Below are 21,175 nucleotides of genomic sequence, written 5' to 3'. Positions count from 1 at the left end.
ATTGATTTTTCAGCCAAAAGATTATTTGAATTACATATAAATATTTGGTCTTACATAAATAGATTAATATTATTACCGAAATACTGTAACAAAAATACCGTTTTTAAATCAACAATTTTATTTTCTTTGATCCATTCAAAGGCCAACGTCAATTTCATTTCCAATATTTCAATATTTTCGCCTTCCTGTCGTAATCCACCACCCTTTTGATCTTGCTTATCCACGGAAGCGATAAAATAATATATTTTTTCTGTTGTGATTCCTGGCGAACTATACAAGGCAAATAAATGGTACAACTGATTTATATGCCAACCTGTCTCTTCTTTTGCCTCTCGATAAGCAGCTTGATAAGCCGCTTCCAATGGATTTTTTCTTAAGGGATCATAATCTGATGAATCTATGTTGCCTGCACATACTTCTATAACCGGATTATTATCGTCACCTCTTGCAAGAACAGGTGCCCGCCATTGTGAAGTTAAAATAATGTTTCCATTATCATGACGAAATAATAAAACCGCAACACTGTCATTTACTCTTAATATTTCACGCTTGACAGACTTTTCATTACCATCCGAATATTTCTGAACAGCTTCTGCTCTATCAAGTTTAAAATGTCCTTTCCATAAATTTTCATAATGTTTAACAATCAGTTTGGACATTAGTCAAGCTTTCTAATCCACCATTTGACCGGTTTTTGTCCCAATTCATCAACAATATCATCATCTTCCATAACCTCAACAGTCTCAATTTCATTTGGTTTATTAAAACTGGATGTCACACTCTTGAATTGTTCTGAAAGTTTAATATTCAATTTTTCCAAATTCTCGACTTGTTTTTGCATCAATGTCATTTTCTCGACAAGTATTTCTACATGTTTAAGAATTGTTTTGAAACTATTTTCATCTTTTTCGTTTGTTATCGATAATTTTCGGTTATATTTTGACAGTTTATCATCAACAGAAAAATCTTGAAAATATGTTTTTCTAGAAAATTTTTCTGAATTCTGTTTTTTAACAATTACTCCTTGATCCCTGATAAACCGTCTTTTAGGAAAACTATCATTTCCTTTTTCTTTCACTGTCTTTTTATTTGTAGAATCCCCTATACTTTCCAACGCCCTTTTAACAGCATCTATATCAGTTATATTCGAAAATTTTTCTTCTTTATTATCAGTTCTCATTAAAAAAAATTCCCACTTTAAAAATCATGCTTATTATTAAGTATAAATATTTTTATTGGTTTATATTGGTTATTAAGTGATAAATTCTAGTGATAAATCTCTAGAAAAATTAATATTTTCGATTTTTTAAACAAATATTCAAGTTTATTTCGCTATTTACAATGAATTAATAAACTTAATTGTTATTTTTTGACTTACACGTTTTTATTTAGTATTGCCTAAAAAATTAATATATTTTGCAATATTATAAAATACTTTTAATATAATTTTGTTTTATAATTAATAATACACAATTTTTTTTATTATTCTTTTAACCTCTTTGCCATCTTAAATCTTTATATTATTTTTTTATACTTAATTCATAAATAGTTTTTTTTCAACTCTTTAAATCGTATAAATAAGGTGAAAAATGGAATTCCAAAGAAAATTTTTATTTATTAATATTTCTCTCGCCTTCGGGGCACTTTACTGTTTACTGGCAGTTATATTTTCTTCCCTCACCTCCCATTTACCAGATCAATATTTTATTAATGATGGCAGAAATATGAGTCGAATAGCGGATAATATATTATTCATTCACGGATTAGCCTTGATATCAGTTTCCATATTACAAAAAATATGGAAACTAAATTTACATTTTTTTCTAATCGGATGTATATTTATTCTAGGATTAACTTTGTTTTGCTCAGGTGTCTTTTACATCAGTTTTACCGGTTTTCATCCATTTTTACCCATAGCACCAATCGGAGGTACTCTTCTTATTTTTGGTTGGCTATATTTAGCGATTTTAGCTCTATTTCTTAAATAAAATTATTATTATTGCCATTAATTTTTATCTAAAGAATTTTCTTTCATTTTAAATTCTTCTTGTCTCACAGTTGATAATTCATGAGATGCCAAATTATTAGTTATTTGATCAGCCTGTAATGCAACAGCTTTATACAAATAATTCTTGGCATCTGTATATTCTTTTAAAAATCGGGCACTTTTGCCAGCCCTTATATATAAATTGGCTGCCTGAATCCGATCACCTTTTGATTCATAAGCCATAGCCTGAATAACAAGCGCCCTAACCATTGCTCTATATTCAATTTGTTGACGACGGCTTACCTCTACAAATCTTGACGTGGTAATAGCATCATCATATTTCCCATTTCTATAATTCAACAATGCATGCAATTCACCTTGATCCGCTTTCCAACTATCCTCTTTTCTTGCATTTTTATCTTTTAGAATTAATTGATCAAGCTTTTGAGAAGCTTTAACCAACAGGGAAATATTATTTTGATCGTTAGCAATCAATCCTATGAAAAAATAAGCCCGTTCCCGTATATCATCTTGCGACGTTTGTACCGCATTTTGTAAAAGTCTCAAAGCCTCGTCTTGACGATGCAACCGGTATAAAATGGCTGCTTCAACTAAATCCAGTTGAGGACTATTTTTTTCGTCTCTAATATATAATTCGTTACGGACAGCCTGAACAGTTTCATAAGCCTTCTGCTTATTATTCATATCCAACTGAACAACAGCCAAATTATAACCTGCATTCTCAATATCATTCTGATCATCACGGGTTAAAGCAAATTGATATGATTTTAGATAATTTATTTCAGCCTGTTTTAACCGATTATAAAATACTCCCTGTTTGGCAACGTCCATAGTTCGTTGCAAAGGCTCATCTCTAGGTGGATCATTTTGTGTAACGCCGCATGCTGCCAGAAATAGAAAACCTGTAAGACAAAACGGAATCTTTCCTAAATTTCCTATCATGGTCTTACCTCTCTTGCATGTAGACGTTTTGTTTTATGAGGCGCTTTTCCATTTCCACCCAATATCCACATACTTTTCAGTTGTATAATCAATCGTTGTAGATCACCCATTGTTGATTGCAATTGAATCATCATATCCGGCAACTCTGCCGTTGCATCTTGAACATTTTTAGCTATCGGTTTCAAAGAAGGTGAAGCCTTGCTTAAATCTCTGGAAACTTTTTTGAAATTAACCATGACCTTATCAGAATTTTTAACAACATGATTAATATTATTTTCAATCGGTTTCAATTGTTCAATAACATTGTTGATTGTTTGAACCATATTTTCAGCTCTTCTGATTAATTCATCATTATTAACCAAACGACCAACTGTTCCACGCCCCTGTTGAATTCCCTCAACTGTCATTTCAAGTGAAGCCATCATATTTTTTGCACTATCCATAATTGGAACAATACGTTTATGAATTTGCAATACCATTTGTGAAATCTGGTCTGCAGGATTAGGCTCTGTCTTCGCCGACAAAACAGCATAACGCCAATTTAGCGGCGTACTATATCCTCTTGTTATAGAAACAAAAGCGGCACCTGCTACGGCAAATTTACGTTTGATGGTGACTGTACTATCTCGTCTGATAAAAGTTCTGATCTGGGGATCCAGCATTGCGATTGCCGTTAAACCACCATCAGAATTGACATTGATTTTTTGTATGGTCCCCGCATTAATACCGAATACCTCCACATCATCTCCAACCGATAGATTGTCAACACCTGTTTGTGGCAGGATAATATTCAGTTGTGCCGCAGGGGTAAGCCAGTCCCGTAATACACCAGCTTCAATAATTGCACCAATAAATGCTAATAAGCATAAAAGAACAAGACCACCTGTCCACTCATTAGCATATCTTAGCTGAAATAACTGTCGCGCTTTTGTGTATCGTTTGCTGTTAAACATTTTATTTTATAACCGTATCATTCATGCAATTAAGGATAAATATTCTTATTGATTTTCCAATGTTAACCCTTTTTCCTGCAACCGCATCCAATGCGTCACCCGTTCCCTATAATAATTCCACAAAGAAAACTGTTGTGTAAAGCAAATAACACCGGCCCCTTTATTTTGTGCCGTATTCAACATTTCAAACAGTGGGAATAACAAATCTTCTGAAAATCCTTCAAAAGGGTGCTCCAATAAAATTAGATCAGGGTTTCCCAACAAGGCCCTCACACATGCAGCCCTATGTAAATCTACCGGCATCATATGGCGAGGCGTATCCATGGGAAGACCAGGCAAACCAAAAATTCGACATAGTGTCAAAGCCTGCTTGGTCAATTTATCGATAGCTAAAGAGGAATGATGCAACATTGGCATCAAGATATTGATTGCGACAGGATACATATCAACCCAACCACCCTGTTGAAATATACGACCTATTCTTCCCCTTAAGGCAGATAATCTTGGCTCATTCAAAGAAGACCATTCCATCCCTTCAAATTTGACACTTCCTTCATCTAACTTGACAATACCACTACATAAATCTGCTAAAGCAGTTGATAACTCCATACTGCCCGTTTCAACAATGATACATTCGCCTGCCCGCAATTTTAAATTGTATGGCACATAAGGCAACGCGCTTTCTTCAAATGAAGGTTTGGCGTTATCTATATTCAATAATATTTTATCCACCATCACTAAAATCCTATTGTAAATAAAATATTAACCACCATGATGAGCAAAATACCGCGCGTAAAACCTTTGGGCAATAACGTTGCAGGATCATCTGTAACTTTGACATTCATACCAGTGATACAAGAACCAACACCAATCAAAAAACCCATAACGATAAATTTTGAGGGTACCAGAATATAATCCCATCCCGTCATTGCGGCGAGGATATTACTGTAGAACATCCAAATGGAATCATGCATTGTCCCCATAAAATAAGTTACCAGGTAACCCATGAATAACGAGATAATACCAAAAACCATTCCCAGGGTAAAACTGGCAATAGTAAAAGCCCAGGCTCTTGGCACTACAATGGTTATAAAAGCATCTATTCCCATAGACGTAAAAAATTTAAGCTGTCCACCCATTGCTAGTAAACTGCATTCCGTTACGGTCAGAATGCCATTTCTTCCTAATAAAATCATTCCTACCAGCACCGGGGCCAGTTCTCGAACCAGAACTGTAACCAGGATGGGTCCAGTCATTTTGGTTAATCCTGCTGCGCCAAGCCATAAAATCGCTTGAGAAACCACAGCCAAACCCGCAAGACTAGCCGTAAAGAAAGTGCTGAAAAATCCACCGCCAATGGCCAACCCTACCATTCTTTTGAATTCATACTTTACTGTCCTGCGCCATGTTAGAGGAGAGATGCTTTCAACCAGCACTCCCCATGAAACTGCCAGAACAGACAAAAGAAACCGAAAATAACTGCGCGTTGCTGAACCAATTACATTCAGAACAGGCTGCATGTACCAGAAAATAACAATTCCGATTTTTCTGAAAATCGAAAAGAAACCCGGTTCTACAGTTTTCAAACGTTGATATAATGTTTGCTCCTGTTCAGCTTCACGAATACGAATGGATTCCATATATTGATCGACATCATGAATACCATTATCATTCAAACTCGATAAAATCGTTTCGACCTGTTTATCCGATCTGGGAGCACTCCCCCTTTTGGTATACTGGTCATTATTATTTTGATAATCGTTCATCGTCTGCCAGCAAGAATAAATATATCAGCAACACCCATATCAGGAATAAAGAAATTTCCTCTTGATCTGAACAGGAAATCGTTTCTTAAAGCCGCATAGGCTTCTTGTGTCACTTGAATCGTTGCATCATCTTTGGCCATTTGTGCCATCAATGAAGACATTCCGACCACAGGCCCCCATAATGCAAAAGTTTTTGCGTCCTTGCCAAACCAGGACCCGATTGCTGGACCAACATCTATTCCAATCCCAAATGTTGAACTTGTATATTTATGGGGAATAATCTCCAGACAGGCCTCTCGCATATCTATTGCCGCTTGGGCCAATCTGATCGGGGCGGTGATGTCTGGCTCCTTTGAACATCCCGTCACAGCGATCAGATGACCTCCCATAATTCTTACGTAGAAAATACCATATTTCTGTGCGATTTGCTCCAATACAATGACTAAATTTTTGACAGGTTTGATTAATTCCACCGTATGTTGAATATCAGAAGACAAAAACCCACTAAATGAAATATCCATCATCGCAACAGCAGGATATATGGTTTGTTCACCTTGTTTATCAAATTGACCAAAATCAATTTTATTTTTTGAAAACTGACCCGGATCTATCAGATAATCATGATTAATATCTTTTTCCGTATTTTCCAAATCATCTTTGACCGTTTTTTTCAAAAATTCTTTCTGAGAAAAAACTTTACCATTTTCATAGTGTAGTCTTTGGTGTTTGCCAATCTGGTCAAATTCAACTTGGGCCGCAACAAAACGCATTGTAACCAGCCCCGCAAAAATTTTTGTGATATGATTTATATTATAAAGATAAGGCGTATCCTCAACCAGAATTGCCCCTATTGTTCCATTTTTACCTAAAACAGGGGTAATCATCAGCGATCGAGTAGAAACAGAGCTCATAAACAATCGATATAATGCAGCCGTTCTCTGATCATGTTCAGCATTGTCCACAACAACTGTTTCACCTGCATCAAGCAATTCAAAAAAATTGGGTAATTCCGAAATAGAATATTCATATCCACCAGCATGATTATCTTCTGTCCGATCATATATATCATTGCAAATCAAGGATTTATGATCAGTTGAAAAATGCCAAATACTGACTCGATGTGCAGAAACCAGCTTGCAAAGTTTTTCGGTAAGAATAAGCGCTTCATTTCTGGGGTCAAAAACTTCCGGAGTTGATGCTACCATCTCTATAGCGTCACTTTCCTGTTCAACCACATTTTGAATATGCTGGAAACGCAGACCAAGTTTATCCATACGATGTCCCTGATAAATCAGTAATCCCGCCATTGATGCGGCCAATGCAACAACCAACAAGGAAAAAAGCAGATTCTGCTTTGCACCTGAAGCTACAAAACCAGAAAAATCTTTTTCTGGTATAACAATCATGATAACCCATTTCTGTATTGAATCAGGCAATCTGGAAGTTACGCAAATATAATTGCCAGCGACTTGTTTCTGTTTATCAATAATATTTTTTGAATTTTTTTTCTGATCCTGTCCCTGACCAAGATCAGGTTTTTTTTCCATTTTAAAGGAATGAATACCAGAACCTTGGATCTGAAATTGATCATATGCTCTAGCTATCACGGGATTTACCGCAGGATTGATTTTTGAATCTTGAGGATTCCATTCATTTCCAACAAAATAGGTCAATAGATTGGGAGAGGCAATAATGTGACCAGTATTGTCAATGATTATGATCCGCGCATTATTGCTCAATTTTATGGAAGCCAAAAATTTCGTCAATTCTTGCAAGGAGATATTCATTGCAAAAACATTTTTTTTTCCATCTTTATCCACAAAAGGTATAGATGCCGTCACCGCCAAGCCTTTTTTTGTTGGCATCAAAACAGGTGATGACCAAGTCAATTTATTATTTTCAACTGCTGTATGATACCAGGCACGTAAACGAGGATCATAGGCGTTGGCTGGCATATAACGTGTTTTAATAACCTTTTTACTGTCAAAAATGTGATATTCCTCTAAAAAACGTCCACCTTTTTGATCTGGCTCCAATGTTATAACCCTTACTTGGTCAGGATGATCAGGAACACGTTCAACCATATTGAAACGACCATCACTATCAGCCAAATAAAAAGATTCAGCCTGTTTCGTACGATGTAAACTGCTCATCGCATAACTATAAAACATTCCCCATTTATATTCGGATGGAATATGACTTAACATATCAACCGCCAATCCCCCACCCTTGGTGGCTGGATTGAGATAAGACAATATTTCTTCGGAAATCCTAGATTGTTCGGTCCGCAAAATCACATGTGATAATTTTGAAATCCCAGCTTTTGTCGTGTGATAAGAATGAAGGGTTACCCCAACCACGACAAAAGAAACCAAAATAACCCCAAGCACGGGAATACCAATTCGCAGAAAAAAACGCCACAAACGATTTACTGGATTTTTGGTTGGATCAACAATTTCACCAGCAGGCACCTATCATCCCCTTGATTTAAACCATTCAGAATTTTTATTATTTTAAATAGTTAAATTAACAAAATCTATATTCTATATGAAAAAATAACTAACATAAAATAAATTATAATAGACTGATATATGAATCATCATAATTATAGCAGTTACTATATATTAATTTGTATAAATTACCAAATTTGCTTATTAAAACAGTTAAAAAACTTATGAAGCTTAGCATTGTCATGATAGCAAAAGTATTTTAACATAAAAATAGATTTGCGAAATCAATATATTTCTCAATAATTTATTATCATAACATTGAGTTTTCTATGACTTTATATTCAGTATTGTTTGTCTGTTTGGGTAATATTTGTCGTTCCCCCATGGCTGAAGCTGCTTTCAGTCTAGAAGTCAAAAAAAGGAAATTGCCAGTTTTTGTTGATTCTGCTGGGTTGGGAGCATGGCATGTTGATCAACCCCCAGATCCGCGTACCATACATGAGGTCATGAAATATGGAATAGACATTCGCCATTATCTTGGAAGGCAAATTCAGCTACAGGATTTTCATGATTTTACGCATATAATTGGCATGGATCATAAAAATATCGTTCAATTAAAAAAATTGGCACCATATGATACAGATAGTAAAATAAAATTATTGCTTGATTATATTCCCAATTATCAGAATGAAGAAATTTCAGATCCCTATTACAGAAATCAAGATGCTTTTTCACGAACATGGTCTCAAATAAATGAGGCTTGTCATAATCTGGCAAATTATTTTGAACAGCAAATATCATGAATATTTACCCTCCCTCTGCTCTCATTTCTATTGCGGAAAAATATCTTAATGACAAGATAGAACAAGCACAACCCTTAACCCAGGGTGATGTTTCCGAAACATTCCATATCATAACAAAAAACAAGAAAAATTATGTGATCAAAAATGGTGCATCTCCTCAAAGTGAAGGAAAAATGCTTAAATTTCTTGCAAGTAATGGCATTGATGTTCCAAAGGTCATTCTTGCCAATTCAGAAATTTTAATTTTGGAAAGAATTAAGGAAACAAATTCTTTTTCCTTGGAAACATGGTCCAATCTTGGAAAAATGTTAACCAAACTTCATAACATCCATAACTCCAATTATGGCTGGGAGGACAATTATGCTTTTGGAACAATCAATGTCATCAATACACCCTCATCTAGTTGGGTAAAATTTTGGGGTGAATGGCGTTTGGCATGTTACCTGTCCCATTTACCCGTAACAACTGCCAAAAAAATAGAACATCTTATTATCAAACTTGATGATTTTTTGCCTGATCATCCTATAGCCAGCCTCCTTCATGGAGATTTGTGGACTGGTAATATCCTTGCCCACTACAATCAACCCTATTTAATTGACCCAGCCTGTTATTATGGCCATAATGAAGTTGATATTGCCATGTTAAACCTTTTTGGTAATCCTTATGACATTTTTTATCAATCTTATAATCTTCTTGAAAAGGGATGGCAAAAACGTTTGGCAATTTATCAAATATTCCCTTTGATTATTCATTACATTCTTTTTGGAAATTATTATTTACGAATGCTGAACAAAATTCTTGATGATCTAAAATTATAAATTGAGATGTTTTTATCCTTTATTCCATCATATGCACAAAAAATTTGTAAGGTGTAAATGATAAAATCATCAGCCTGATAAACCGATATTTTTATACATAACATTTAATTTATATTGAATTAATTCATTAATAATCTATTTATTAACATAATAAATTTAAAACGAAACTATGAATAAATTGAAACAAGATAACCTAAACACTATAGATTTATCCTGGTGGATTATAGTCATACTTGGCCTGTTGACTGCGATTGGTCCCCTTGCAACAGATATGTATCTTCCCGCCTTTCCTCAGATCAGTCAAGATTTGGCAGGTTATGGCAATGGTGCAGCTCAGATCACCTTAACGGTATGGTTTATTGGCTTAGCCATTGGTCAATTTACATCTGGTCCGATATCTGACCGATACGGACGTCGGGCTCCTCTATTTTTAGGCATGTTACTTTTCACTTTAGGTTCGGCTGGTTGTGCAATCTTTTCAAATTTTTATCTTTTTTGCTTATGCCGCCTTCTTTCATCGCTAGGAGGTTCAACCGCCATGGTTGTTCCTCGAGCCATGGTAAGGGATATTGCCACCGGAAAGAGAGGCATTAAAATAATGGCGCAACTGGCATTGGTTGGTGCGATTGTTCCTATTGCAGCGCCAACACTTGGTGGTCTTATTGTTGCCAAATTTCCCTGGCGTGTCCTATTCTGGATAATGACAATCTACGGCTTTTTGGGCACTGTTTCAGTAATAATAATGCTTCCTGACACTTTACCCATTAAATACCGCATTCAATCCTCTATCCGATCAATTTTATGGCGATATATTCGCATTGTTCAAGAGCCTGTCTTTAGTTCAAACACTTTGATAACCAGTTTTGGACTTTTCATGATATTTGCCTATTTGAGCGGTACACCTGATATATTGAGTAATGTTATGCATTTTTCTAAATTGCAGCTAGCACTTTGGTTTGGTATCAATTCCGCTGTAATTGCCAGTTGTAATCAGCTCAATGGTATTTTAATCAACAAATTTAAACCAAGCTTTTTAACAAACTGTGCGGTAAATGTAGCATTTATCGTTTCAATCCTGTTTATTATTCTTTGCTTTTTACCACTACCTCATAATTGGCTAGGCATTATATTGGTTTGTTCTCCAATTGTAATCATCATGGGGTGCCTAGGATTTATTTTTCCTAATTGTACCATATTTGCCTTTACCCTACATGGAAGAAAAATAGGAAGTGCATCCGCATTATTGGGAACCATTCAATTCATTCTTGGTGCATTAAGCAGTTGGATCATGGGTCTTTTGCCCCAAGATAACATGCTCTACGTAGCAATTGGTGTTTTTATAGGAGTATTGGGATTCTTTCTTTGTAATTTATGGCGTCAATATGCGACGTGCAAAATTATTTCAAAAATGCAAGAAAGAGTAAACAAAGGAAATAATAATTTTGATCGACTTATTAAAGATTTGAAATAAAAATACCCATTTTAAATGGGTATTTGAAACTATTCAGATAAAATCCTAAGTTAACTGCAACGCTTTATCAGAAAAATCATGCAATTTGTTATAAGTTCTTGCATCTTTTTGAAGTTCCTGTTCTTCAGCAGGGAATATTTCATGCAATTTTTTGGCCCATTTTCCCTGGATTTGCTCAGGAAAACATTTTTTAATCAGGTTTATCATAATTGAAACTGATACAGAGGCACCAGGAGAAGCACCCAGTAAAGCGGCAAGGGATTTATCACTGGATGTTATAACCTCGGTACCCATTTGCAGGATTGGTTTACCATATGGATCTCTTTTGATAATTTGAACACGCTGTCCAGCAACTTGAAGTTTCCAATCTGATTTTTTTGCCTGGGGATAGAAACGGAGTAAAGCATTAATACGGTCATCCATCGTTTGTGTACTCTGTCGAATAAGATAACGAATAAAGTCAATATTATGTATCGCCACAGATAATAAAGGTTCAATATTTTCCAAACGAACTGATGAAAGGAAATCAAAATATGAACCCTTTTTTAGAAATTTAGTTGTAAATCCGGCAAATGGACCAAACAGGATTGATTTATTACCATCAATGACACGTGTATCCAAATGCGGTGCCACAACAGTAGGCAATCCTTCCATGGATAGGCTGTAAACCTTGGCATGGTGCTGTTCTACAATCGTGGGATTATCACATCGTAACCATTGACCGCTTACTGGAAATCCACCCAGTCCACGTCCCTCAGGTATGCCGGATTTCTGTAACAATAATAGCGCTGCGCCACCTGCACCTATAAAAACGAATTTTGATAAAACAATATTTTCGTAACCACTTATCCGATTTTTATATTTTATTTCCCAAACACCATTAACCCGTTTGATATCAACAACCTGCTCATCATATTGAATGGAAACGTCATCATATTTTTCAAGTTGTGCCAATAATTTACGTGTCAAGGCACCATAATTGACATCAGTACCGCCCTTCACACGTGTCAATGCAATTTTTTCACTTGCATTTCGACCATTACCAACCAGCGGCGCCCATTCTTTTACTTTTTGATGATCTTCAGTGAATTCCATTTTTGCAAATCCTGCAAATTCACGAATTTTATCATATCGATGCTTTAAAAAAGCAACATTATCAGCCCCATAAACAAAACTGCAATGAGGTACTGGATTTATAAAATCCCGAACCGTTGTAAATTTCCCTTGCTCGACCAAATAGCTCCAAAACAAGCGTGAAGTCTCAAATCTGGAATTCGTGACAATTGCGCGGGTTAAATTTATTTCCTCCCCCTTAATAAAGGGAGTGTAATTCAATTCGCATAAACCTGCATGACCTGTTCCCGCATTATTCCATGCCGCTGAACTTTCATCGCCACCTTCGGAACATCTTTCTAAAATGGTAATTTTATAATCAGGATTAAATTCTTTTAATAATGTGCCCAATGTAGAGCTTACAATGCCAGCACCAACAAGGACAGCATCTTTGACTTCATGCATAGATATATTTTTCATTTGATCAACATATTTTAATAACTGAAAATTATTCACTTTTTTATTTATACGACACGTTATCTAAATAACCTATTAATTTATGATAATATTTTCGAGAACTGATCAAATCAAATAATGTAGAAATTATTTTAAATTAAATTTATATTATTATTGTTACAATATTAACAATTATTATAAATAATCATTAAAAATATTCATAAATAAAAAGTATTATAAAGTATTGATGCAATTATTTTGAAACCGATCAATGCTGTTTTTTTGTTTGAAAAGCAATTTTAAACACTATATTTTAATTTTATTTATTATTTAATCGCCAATAAATATATGGACTTTGCAATGTCAAATGATAATCAGATTTTACCAAAAGAACCGATCCTTGATCTTGGCCCTGTAAAGTTTTCACAAAATATCAAACTTGCCGTTTTAGATATTCTGGAAGGATTTGTGAAATGGAGGTTAAATTGTAAATTGGGTTGGACAGATATTAAATTACGCTATCGGGGATCAATTCTGGGGCCTTTTTGGATCACCATTATAATGGGAAGTAAAATTGCGACTATTGGTTTTCTTTATGCATATCTTTTACACATTAATATTCATGAATATCTTCCCTATGTTTCCCTTTCCGTAGTTTTATGGACTTTTATAAGCACTTTAACAATTGATAGCTGCACAATATTTACCAATTCTGAGAAATTGATTTTATCCACACGTCTACCCTACAGCGTATATGCATGGCGAAGTATCATCAGTAATTTCCTAATCCTTATCCATAACCTATTAGTCATTGTAATTGTCTTCTGCATTCTAAAGGTCTTACCCTATACCCTATATCTTTTAATTCCCTCTGGTATATTATGGACACTGGATAGTTTAGCTATTTGTTTATTGATCGGTATTCTTGGCACCAGATTCAAAGATGTTCCACCTATTATAACCAGTATAATGCAAGCTTTGTTTTTTATAACTCCCATTATCTGGAAAATTAATTTCATTCATTTCAACAAAAACTATATGCTTCTAGATCCACTGTACCCTTTGTTTGAAATTGTGCGCGCACCCATTCTTGGAGAATATGTCTCTTCATCTATCTGGTTTGCTGCGATTGTTTACAGCCTGATATTATGGGTAACCGCAATTTTCATTTTCAGTAAAACACGTTTTCGCATTCCCTACTGGATTTAGATATCATGCCCTATATTACCGTAAAAAATCTTTATATATCTTTTCCTTTATATCATGAAAATATGCGTAATTTACGAAAAGTTACCAATATTTTCCTTTCTGGACGTCTTAGCGAAGACAAACACAAAAAAATTTATGTTCAAAGCTTGCGCGATATAAGCTTTAGCATTAAGGGTGGAGAAAGAGTAGGTTTGATCGGTACAAATGGTGCCGGAAAAACAACTCTTTTACGTACGATGTCAGGAATTTATGAACCGGTAAGCGGTCATCTTCGTATTGAAGGTCATATTAGCTCATTATTAGATCCATCAGTTGGAATGAATCCTGAATTAACGGGAAGAGAAAATATACGATTAAGATGTTATATTGATGGTGTTCCCCATAAGCAGATGAATGAAATTGAAGAAAAGGTCATTGAATTTTCTGAATTAGGACCCTACATTGACTTACCGGTAAAAACCTACAGTTCTGGTATGAATTTGCGATTGGGTTTTGGTCTCATCACTGCAATTGATCCACAAATCCTATTAATGGACGAATGGTTCATGACAGGTGATGAAGGATTTATGCTCAAAGCCACGCACAGATTGGAAAATATCGTAAAAAAATCACAAATTTTAATTATTTCAACTCATTCGCCACAAATTCTTATAAAATGGTGCAATCGGATCATATGGTTGGAACAGGGATTTTTGAAAATGGATGGAATCCCACAGGAGGTTTTACCGGTCTATCTTAACAAGCCTGTGGACGAACTTTTTAGGTAAATATCTAAACAAGAAAACCTTTTCATGAAACAATCATGAAAAGGTTTTATACTAAATTATTTGATGATTTTATTTTTTTTCACGTGGTGGTCTTGAATTCGCCTTGGCAACTTTCTTGCCCCAAACAACAAGATCAGGAGAACAATCTTGAGGATCAATAGCAACCTCGATTAAAACCGGACCTTGTTTATGATTAAGCGCTGTTTTCATCGCATCAGCCAATTCTGCGCCATTTTTAGCTTTCAAACCAAGTCCATGACCGTCTTCGGCATTAAACGTGTTGATGATATTCGCGTAATCCCAATTTTTAACACGATTGTAAGGACCGTCATGAATTTTGACCTCAATCGTATAACCCTGGTTATTGATCAAGATAATAATGACGTTCAAATTATGACGAATCATTTGAGCAACTTCTTGAGCTGTCAATTGAAATGAACCATCACCGACCATCACAATATTTCGACGTTCAGGGGCACTGACTGCATAACCAAAAATTGCTGGAACAGACCAACCAATATGTCCCCATTGCATTTCTGATTCAACACGAGCTCCATTAGGAAGCTTGTAATGCATACCATGGAACCATGAATCCCCTGTTTCAAGGAAAATCGTTGTATTATTGTCAATAATTCCTTGAATTTGACGTGTTAGTTCAACTGTTGTTAAAGGTGCATTACCTTCTGCAACGGCAGCAGCTTTTTCAGCATGATGCTTAGCTTTAAAAGCTTCCAATGCAGTTGAATTCTTTTTGATAAGAGGTATGATGTGTTTTAGAATGTTTTTTAGTTTGAAACCGCTGAATTCTGTTTTTGCTGCACGTAAATGATGCGGAGAAAATAGAATATCCTTATCCTCATCATATAAATGGGAAGTCCATCCAACCGTTGAATAATCGTTGAATACCGCGCCAACATAAATACGACAATCGGAATTCTTAACATATTCCTCGACACCAGGTGAACTGATTTCACCCCAGAAAGTTCCAATATAATGAGGATCTTCCTCAGGGAAGAAACTTTTCGCATGCGCCATAGTGGCCACAGGACATCCTAAATGTTTGGCCAATGCAACCACTTCTTTTTCTGCAGCTGCAGCACGTGTTTTATTGCCAACTACAATAACAGGATTTTTGGCATTGTTGATTTTTTCCAGACAAGCTTTTGCTGCAGCCTCCAATGAATCAACATCACTACTTTTTTCATAGGTCAGACTGGTGATTGGTCCTGGTCTTGCACAAGGCAAATTAACAATATTACAAGATAATTCGATATATACAGGTTTCTGATGATATAAAGCCTGACGAATTGCATGATCAATCAAGGCTGGCGCTGTATCGGCATGTGTTATTGAGACAGCCGCAACCGTGATATATTTGGCCATTTCAAGCTGATATGAATAGTCATAATGACCCGTTGTATGGTGTAAAATGTGTCCGCTGCCATAATCATTGTTATTAGGTGCACCAGAAATCAAGATTAAAGGCAAATTCTCAGCTGCAGCACCACCAACAGCGTTAAATGCACTAAATGCACCAACACTAAAAGTTACAACGGCAGCTCCCAGTCCACGTGAACGAGCATACCCTTCGGCTGCAAATCCACAATTAAGCTCATTGCTGCAATAAACCTGTTTTAATTCTGAAACTTTTTCCAGTTCATCTAATAGTATAAGGTTATAATCACCTGCTACTGCAAAAACATGGTTTAACCCAAGTTGGGCAAGCCGTGTGGCAAGATATTGACCAACAGTGTATACCAATGAATTTCTCCTGATAATGATTTAACTATTTATTTGCAAAAATTTGATCCAATATTTTTGCTATCAATTTTTTCAATATGTGCCTCAAGAAAGAAAAAAGAACTCAACTGAAGCACTATCAAATAATCGTTACCAATTTATCATACTGCAAGAGGCAGATCAATCCAAACTTTACAAATCTGGATGCATTAAGCCTTACAAAAACTAGAAAAAATATACTTTTTTAACTATTATTTCTTTTTTCAAAAAGAAAATAATATAATACAAAAAAATTATATCATATTAAAGAAATTATCTATTTATCTACGTTAAAAAATTAATTTAAAATTTTTTTTAAAATTGTTGTGAAAACATTGACAACGTCATAAACATATATTTGTATTATATTTACATACGTTTAAAATACTGAATTATAAGGGGATTTGATATCCATCATTCTTTGATGGTGAGCCGGGAGGGATTCGAACCCTCGACCATTCGATTAAAAGTCGAATGCTCTACCAACTGAGCTACCGGCTCTTAGAAAGTCCGCTGTTTTCTTGCGGTGTGAGCATTGAAATAGTGGTTATTCGCAAAGAAGTCAACCACTATTTTTCATTTTCTTTAAAAAATTTAGTTATGAAACTGTAATCATTCGAACAATACGGTCCGGATCTTGAACCATACCATTTGCCCCGGTTCCCCTTTTAATCTGATCTACATATTCCATTCCCTCGATAACTTCGCCAACAATTGTATATTGACCATTCAAATGCGGTGCCTCTTCAAACATGATAAAAAACTGACTGTTGGCACTGTTTGGATCCATTGTACGTGCCATGCCTATTGTACCACGACGAAAACCCTCTTTTTTTGTAAACTCAGCGGGCAAATCTGGCAAGTCACTCCCTTTGGTACCTGTACCACTTGGATCGCCTCCCTGAGCCATAAAACCCTCTATAACACGATGGAAAGGGGTATTATCGTAAAATCCACTTTCAGTCAACGCGACCAAACGTTCCGCTGCCAATGGTGCAAGATCTGGACGCAATTTTATAATGACCGTTCCATCCTTCAATTTCATATGAATTGTATCTGCTGATAGTTTTTTATTATTTTCCATTATTTTTTCACTTTATTTACATGAATAATTTGTTATTTCACGATTTCAAGAACATCTTCTGAAACCTGTTATAAGTAGACTTTGGAACAAAGGATGATATATCCCCGCCCAATAAAGCCACTTCTTTTACAAATCTTGAAGCTATACTCCGATTTTGTTCAGTGGCAACTAAAAAAATCGTTTCGATGTTTGGATCCAAACATTGATTCATTAGACACATCTGAAATTCAAAATCAAAATCTGTTGCCTGTCTTAAACCGCGTATAAGAATTTGCGCATTATATTTTTTTGCACAATCAACTAGAAGATTGTCAAATCCGATAACATCAATATCGCATCCGCTATGGTTTAAGATTTTGCAGACTTCACCAAATTCCTCAATCAAGGCTTCATGAATACATGTCACACGCTCTTCCAAAGACCATAAGGGCTGCTTATTTGCATTTAAAGCGACCCCTATGATTAATTTGTCCACAATACGAACGGCCCTTTTAATAATATCAATATGACCATTCGTTATAGGATCAAATGTGCCTGGATAAAATCCTATTCTCGGCATTCCCTATTCATCCTCATCTTCTGATAAGGCTGAATCGGTGTCTGTCTGATTTTCATCACTGTCATCAGAATTATCAATCACAGGAAAAACACTACTGACCGTTTCCCCTTCATCAATACGGAATAAAGTTACTCCCATTCCTGTTCTTGATGTAATCCGTATCTGGTTAACTGGCACGCGAATCAAACGTCCCTTGTCCGTCACCATCATTACATCTGTATTTTCCCATACCGCAAATGTTGCAACAACGGCATCCCCGTTCTTGCCCGTCAGATTTATATTAGCAATACCCAATCCGCCTCGACCACTTACTCGATATTCATAAGCGGAAGTCCGTTTACCAAAACCGGCATTGGTTACCGTCAGAAGAATTTCCTCAGACCGTTGTAGCTCGCTTAAGCGTCCTGTTGTCAGCTCTACAGCAGATTCATTATTTTCAACTTCGTCCTCAAACAGAACTTCACTTTCAACAATCGTTTCATCATCACTGGTTTCGGCATTTTCCGCACGTCGTTTCGCATTACTGTAACGTAAATAATCAAGTCGTTCAGAAGTTAAAATATTAACATGATTTAAGACAGTTAAGGAAATAACCTCATCATTATCAGCCAATTTGATACCACGAACACCGGTACTTCCACGTCCGGAGAAAACGCGCAAAGAACTGTCGGTAATCTGGAAACGTATAGCCCGACCTTTATTGGTGGCCAAAAGAACATCCTGACCTTCCTGACAGGTAGCAACCCCTATAAGCCGTTCATGTTCATCTAGTTTCATGGCAATCAAACCGGAAGAACGTATATTTCCAAAATCACTCAGGCGATTACGTCTGACGTTTCCGGATGAGGTGGCGAACACAAGATGCAAGTCTGACCACAATTCCTCATCCTGAGGCAAAGGCAATACTGTTGTCACCTCATCATTTCCTAAATCAGGCAATAAATTGACCAATGCTCTACCTTTTGACGTTGGGCTGGCTTCTGGTAAATGCCAAACTTTTGCACGGTACGCCTTTCCTCCAGAAGAGAAAAATATTACCCATTGATGTGTATGCGCGTTAAAGGATCGTGTAATTATATCATCTCCACGTCTTCCGGCCCCAGTTCTGCCACGACCCCCACGATTTTGAGAACGAAAAGTGTCCAGTGGGGTACGCTTGATAAATCCCTCACGTGTTATGGTTACAACCATCTGTCCAGGTTCAATCAGGCTTTCATCAGTTTGGTCGCCTTCATAATCGACAATATCGGTCATTCTTTCACAGGCAATTGCAGATCTTACACAAACAAGTTCATCACGCATAATTTCCATACGACGCAAATGACTCGCAATAATTTCCAGCAATTCCTCAATCCGTTTTGAAACTTCCATTAGTTCACTTTGAATTTTTTCACGTTCCAAACCGGTTAACCGTTGCAATCTCAATTCAAGAATACCACGAACCTGCACTTCACTGAGATAAACTCTTCCGTCTTTTAATGTATTACCTTCATCTTGGATAAGGTTTAAAAGACTTTGGATATCTTCCGCAGGCCAGGACCGATTTAATAATTGATCACGAGCTGTTACCGTATCCGGAGCCGAGCGGATTAAAGCGATAACTTCATCTATATTAGCAACCGCGATAACCAGACCCAACAATAGATGCGCCCGATCCCTAGATTTTCTTAATTCAAATCGCGCCCGACGCAAAATCACTTCCTCACGGAAGGAGATAAAGGCATTTAACGCATCTTTCAATCCCAGTAACTGAGGTTTTCCATTGGTTAATGCAAGCATATTCACACCAAAAGTCGTCTGTAGCTGGGTAAAGCGGTATAATTGATTTAAGACCACCTCCGCGGTAGCATCACGTTTGATTTCAATGACCACCCGCATACCAGAACGATCACTTTCATCACGGATATCGGAGATACCTTCAATCTGCTTATTACGTACAAGCTCCGCAATTTTCTCTTGTAAAGTCGCTTTGTTTACCTGAAAGGGAATCTCGGTGATAATAATGGCCTGCCTGTCCTTGCGAATTTCCTCGATACTGGCACGTCCGCGCACCAGTATTGATCCACGTCCCGTTTCAAATGCATTACGAATACCTGAACGTCCAAGAATGATACCGCCAGTGGAAAAATCTGGACCAGGTACAATTTGCATTAATTGTGCAAGATCCATGTCTGGATTGGCAATTAATGCCAAGGTGGCATCGATAATTTCTCCAGGGTTGTGAGGCGGTATATTCGTCGCCATTCCTACTGCAATACCCGAGGCACCGTTTATTAAAAGATTTGGATAGGCTGCGGGCAAGATAACGGGTTCCTGCTCGCTTTCATCATAATTTGGCTGAAAATCAACTGTATCCTGATTTATGTCTTCCAATAAAAATATGGCAGGTTTCCCCAGACGTGCTTCTGTATAACGCATAGCAGCTGGAGAGTCCCCATCAACAGACCCGAAATTCCCCTGACCGTCAACCAGACATACCCGCATAGACCAACGCTGTGCCATTCTTACCATGGCATCATAAATTGATGAGTCCCCATGCGGATGATATTTGCTCATCACATCCCCAACAGCACGGGCAGATTTACGATAAGGTTTATCAGGGGTCAAACCACTTTCAAACATTGAATATAAAATTCGACGATGAACGGGTTTCAACCCATCTCTGACATCCGGTAAAGCACGACTGACAATTACAGACATGGCATACGCCAGATAAGAGGTTTGCATTTCCTCTTCAACGGTAACAGGGGTAATATCGGTTGAAAAGGATGAAGTATTTTCTGGTAAATCGGTCAAGGCAGATCCATCATTTAATTAATTATAAACTAATCTACAAACAAATAACTTTAAATCAGGTTACAACGTAAGAATGTCTTTATGATCTTTGCAAAATAACCCTTAAATAATAATATCCCTATAATATAGAGTAAAACTTATAAGTTTTATAGTGGAAAGAAAATAAATAATTTTATGATCATAAGCTTGATAAAAACAAAAATACAAAAGGGTTTACTATTTAGATCTAATATTATCACGTCATGAAAATAAGATCGTATC

The 21,175-nt window shown here is 36.3% G+C and carries 18 protein-coding genes and 1 tRNA gene; 6 read left to right on the top strand and 13 right to left on the bottom strand.

All coding sequences use genetic code 11. From position 1 onward, the window contains the following. Positions 1-50: 50 nt before the first annotated feature. Positions 51-659 carry an NUDIX domain-containing protein gene (locus tag GN303_RS03535; RefSeq protein ID WP_110438855.1) on the bottom strand — a complete coding sequence of 203 codons (609 nt, stop codon included), beginning with the start codon at positions 657-659 and terminating at the stop codon, positions 51-53. Then, a complete protein-coding gene (locus GN303_RS03530) occupies positions 659-1,180 on the bottom strand; it encodes a hypothetical protein (RefSeq protein WP_110438854.1) in 522 nt (173 codons plus the stop codon). Before GN303_RS03530 ends, GN303_RS03535 begins: the two co-directional genes overlap by 1 nt. A gap of 409 nt (positions 1,181-1,589) precedes the next feature. On the opposite strand from GN303_RS03530, the gene GN303_RS03525 reads away from it, so the two are divergent. Then, the gene (locus GN303_RS03525) at positions 1,590-1,988 is read left to right on the top strand and encodes a DUF423 domain-containing protein (protein WP_110438853.1); all 399 of its coding nucleotides are present in this window, start codon (positions 1,590-1,592) and stop codon (positions 1,986-1,988) included. A gap of 17 nt (positions 1,989-2,005) precedes the next feature. On the opposite strand, the gene GN303_RS03520 is transcribed toward GN303_RS03525, so the two are convergent. From GN303_RS03520 to GN303_RS03500, 5 genes are read right to left on the bottom strand one after another with little or no spacing between them, the layout of a single operon-like run. Further along, the gene (locus GN303_RS03520) at positions 2,006-2,950 is read right to left on the bottom strand and encodes a hypothetical protein (RefSeq protein ID WP_110438852.1); all 945 of its coding nucleotides are present in this window, start codon (positions 2,948-2,950) and stop codon (positions 2,006-2,008) included. Further along, positions 2,947-3,903: an MlaD family protein gene (locus GN303_RS03515; RefSeq protein WP_110438851.1), complete on the bottom strand. Its 957-nt coding sequence runs from the start codon at positions 3,901-3,903 to the stop codon at positions 2,947-2,949. The genes GN303_RS03520 and GN303_RS03515 overlap by 4 nt, the downstream gene beginning before the upstream one ends. 45 nt (positions 3,904-3,948) lie before the next feature. Further along, positions 3,949-4,638 carry a P-loop NTPase family protein gene (locus GN303_RS03510; protein ID WP_110438850.1) on the bottom strand — a complete coding sequence of 230 codons (690 nt, stop codon included), beginning with the start codon at positions 4,636-4,638 and terminating at the stop codon, positions 3,949-3,951. 2 nt (positions 4,639-4,640) lie between these two features. Continuing rightward, entirely contained in the window at positions 4,641-5,669 is a 1,029-nt protein-coding gene (locus tag GN303_RS03505) for an MlaE family ABC transporter permease (protein ID WP_110438849.1), read from the bottom strand. After that, a complete protein-coding gene (locus tag GN303_RS03500; protein ID WP_110438848.1) occupies positions 5,666-8,140 on the bottom strand; it encodes an adenylate/guanylate cyclase domain-containing protein in 2,475 nt (824 codons plus the stop codon). Before GN303_RS03500 ends, GN303_RS03505 begins: the two co-directional genes overlap by 4 nt. 308 nt (positions 8,141-8,448) lie before the next feature. Between GN303_RS03500 and GN303_RS03495 the strand changes: the two genes are divergently transcribed. The 3 genes from GN303_RS03495 to GN303_RS03485 all read left to right on the top strand — a co-directional run bounded on the left by GN303_RS03495 (position 8,449) and on the right by GN303_RS03485 (position 11,211). Next, positions 8,449-8,922, top strand: coding sequence for a low molecular weight protein-tyrosine-phosphatase (locus GN303_RS03495; protein ID WP_110438847.1), 474 nt, complete (start codon positions 8,449-8,451; stop codon positions 8,920-8,922). After that, a complete protein-coding gene (locus GN303_RS03490) occupies positions 8,919-9,740 on the top strand; it encodes a fructosamine kinase family protein (protein ID WP_110438846.1) in 822 nt (273 codons plus the stop codon). The genes GN303_RS03495 and GN303_RS03490 overlap by 4 nt, the downstream gene beginning before the upstream one ends. A gap of 169 nt (positions 9,741-9,909) precedes the next feature. Next, positions 9,910-11,211, top strand: a complete 1,302-nt coding sequence (locus tag GN303_RS03485; RefSeq protein WP_110438845.1) for a multidrug effflux MFS transporter — start codon at positions 9,910-9,912, stop codon at positions 11,209-11,211. A 45-nt stretch (positions 11,212-11,256) separates the two neighbouring features. On the opposite strand, the gene mqo is transcribed toward GN303_RS03485, so the two are convergent. Further along, positions 11,257-12,744 (bottom strand): malate dehydrogenase (quinone), encoded by a 1,488-nt coding sequence (mqo, locus tag GN303_RS03480; RefSeq protein ID WP_197037471.1) that lies wholly within the window; start codon positions 12,742-12,744, stop codon positions 11,257-11,259. Between the two features lie 336 nt (positions 12,745-13,080). On the opposite strand from mqo, the gene GN303_RS03475 reads away from it, so the two are divergent. Both GN303_RS03475 and GN303_RS03470 read left to right on the top strand, forming a co-directional pair. After that, positions 13,081-13,929 carry an ABC transporter permease gene (locus GN303_RS03475; protein ID WP_158523876.1) on the top strand — a complete coding sequence of 283 codons (849 nt, stop codon included), beginning with the start codon at positions 13,081-13,083 and terminating at the stop codon, positions 13,927-13,929. Between the two features lie 5 nt (positions 13,930-13,934). Continuing rightward, on the top strand, positions 13,935-14,696 hold the full coding sequence (locus GN303_RS03470; protein ID WP_110438843.1) for an ABC transporter ATP-binding protein: 762 nt from the start codon (positions 13,935-13,937) through the stop codon (positions 14,694-14,696). A 69-nt stretch (positions 14,697-14,765) separates the two neighbouring features. Here GN303_RS03470 and GN303_RS03465 read toward each other — a convergent pair whose 3' ends face one another. From GN303_RS03465 to gyrA, 5 genes are all read right to left on the bottom strand, one after another. After that, entirely contained in the window at positions 14,766-16,457 is a 1,692-nt protein-coding gene (locus GN303_RS03465) for an alpha-keto acid decarboxylase family protein (RefSeq protein ID WP_110438842.1), read from the bottom strand. A 443-nt stretch (positions 16,458-16,900) separates the two neighbouring features. Further along, positions 16,901-16,976: transfer RNA gene (locus GN303_RS03460), tRNA-Lys, on the bottom strand. A gap of 97 nt (positions 16,977-17,073) precedes the next feature. Further along, positions 17,074-17,559: a peptidylprolyl isomerase gene (locus GN303_RS03455; protein WP_230873415.1), complete on the bottom strand. Its 486-nt coding sequence runs from the start codon at positions 17,557-17,559 to the stop codon at positions 17,074-17,076. A 37-nt stretch (positions 17,560-17,596) separates the two neighbouring features. Next, entirely contained in the window at positions 17,597-18,118 is a 522-nt protein-coding gene (coaD, locus tag GN303_RS03450) for a pantetheine-phosphate adenylyltransferase (RefSeq protein ID WP_110438841.1), read from the bottom strand. Positions 18,119-18,121: 3 nt separating this feature from the next. Then, positions 18,122-20,845 (bottom strand): DNA gyrase subunit A, encoded by a 2,724-nt coding sequence (gene gyrA, locus GN303_RS03445; RefSeq protein WP_408735534.1) that lies wholly within the window; start codon positions 20,843-20,845, stop codon positions 18,122-18,124. Positions 20,846-21,175 lie beyond the last annotated feature (330 nt).

This window comes from Commensalibacter melissae (genome assembly GCF_009734185.1).
GTDB classification, from domain to species: domain Bacteria; phylum Pseudomonadota; class Alphaproteobacteria; order Acetobacterales; family Acetobacteraceae; genus Commensalibacter; species Commensalibacter melissae.
The sequence above is the reverse complement of the archived record's forward strand: the minus strand, read 5'-3'. Positions and strand labels throughout refer to the sequence as shown.

What these genes read in the sequence shown, in the direction of transcription:
- GN303_RS03505 (WP_110438849.1), bottom strand. Translation starts at nt 5,669, where the DNA reads ATGAACGATTATCAAAATAATAATGACCAGTATACCAAAAGGGGGAGT.
- GN303_RS03495 (WP_110438847.1), top strand. Translation starts at nt 8,449, where the DNA reads ATGACTTTATATTCAGTATTGTTTGTCTGTTTGGGTAATATTTGTCGT.
- GN303_RS03470 (WP_110438843.1), top strand. Translation starts at nt 13,935, where the DNA reads ATGCCCTATATTACCGTAAAAAATCTTTATATATCTTTTCCTTTATAT.
- GN303_RS03515 (WP_110438851.1), bottom strand. Translation starts at nt 3,903, where the DNA reads ATGTTTAACAGCAAACGATACACAAAAGCGCGACAGTTATTTCAGCTA.
- mqo (WP_197037471.1), bottom strand. Translation starts at nt 12,744, where the DNA reads ATGAAAAATATATCTATGCATGAAGTCAAAGATGCTGTCCTTGTTGGT.
- GN303_RS03510 (WP_110438850.1), bottom strand. Translation starts at nt 4,638, where the DNA reads ATGGTGGATAAAATATTATTGAATATAGATAACGCCAAACCTTCATTT.
- GN303_RS03490 (WP_110438846.1), top strand. Translation starts at nt 8,919, where the DNA reads ATGAATATTTACCCTCCCTCTGCTCTCATTTCTATTGCGGAAAAATAT.
- GN303_RS03535 (WP_110438855.1), bottom strand. Translation starts at nt 659, where the DNA reads ATGTCCAAACTGATTGTTAAACATTATGAAAATTTATGGAAAGGACAT.
- GN303_RS03525 (WP_110438853.1), top strand. Translation starts at nt 1,590, where the DNA reads ATGGAATTCCAAAGAAAATTTTTATTTATTAATATTTCTCTCGCCTTC.
- coaD (WP_110438841.1), bottom strand. Translation starts at nt 18,118, where the DNA reads ATGCCGAGAATAGGATTTTATCCAGGCACATTTGATCCTATAACGAAT.
- GN303_RS03455 (WP_230873415.1), bottom strand. Translation starts at nt 17,559, where the DNA reads ATGGAAAATAATAAAAAACTATCAGCAGATACAATTCATATGAAATTG.
- gyrA (WP_408735534.1), bottom strand. Translation starts at nt 20,845, where the DNA reads ATGCAAACCTCTTATCTGGCGTATGCCATGTCTGTAATTGTCAGTCGT.
- GN303_RS03485 (WP_110438845.1), top strand. Translation starts at nt 9,910, where the DNA reads ATGAATAAATTGAAACAAGATAACCTAAACACTATAGATTTATCCTGG.
- GN303_RS03475 (WP_158523876.1), top strand. Translation starts at nt 13,081, where the DNA reads ATGTCAAATGATAATCAGATTTTACCAAAAGAACCGATCCTTGATCTT.
- GN303_RS03530 (WP_110438854.1), bottom strand. Translation starts at nt 1,180, where the DNA reads ATGAGAACTGATAATAAAGAAGAAAAATTTTCGAATATAACTGATATA.
- GN303_RS03520 (WP_110438852.1), bottom strand. Translation starts at nt 2,950, where the DNA reads ATGATAGGAAATTTAGGAAAGATTCCGTTTTGTCTTACAGGTTTTCTA.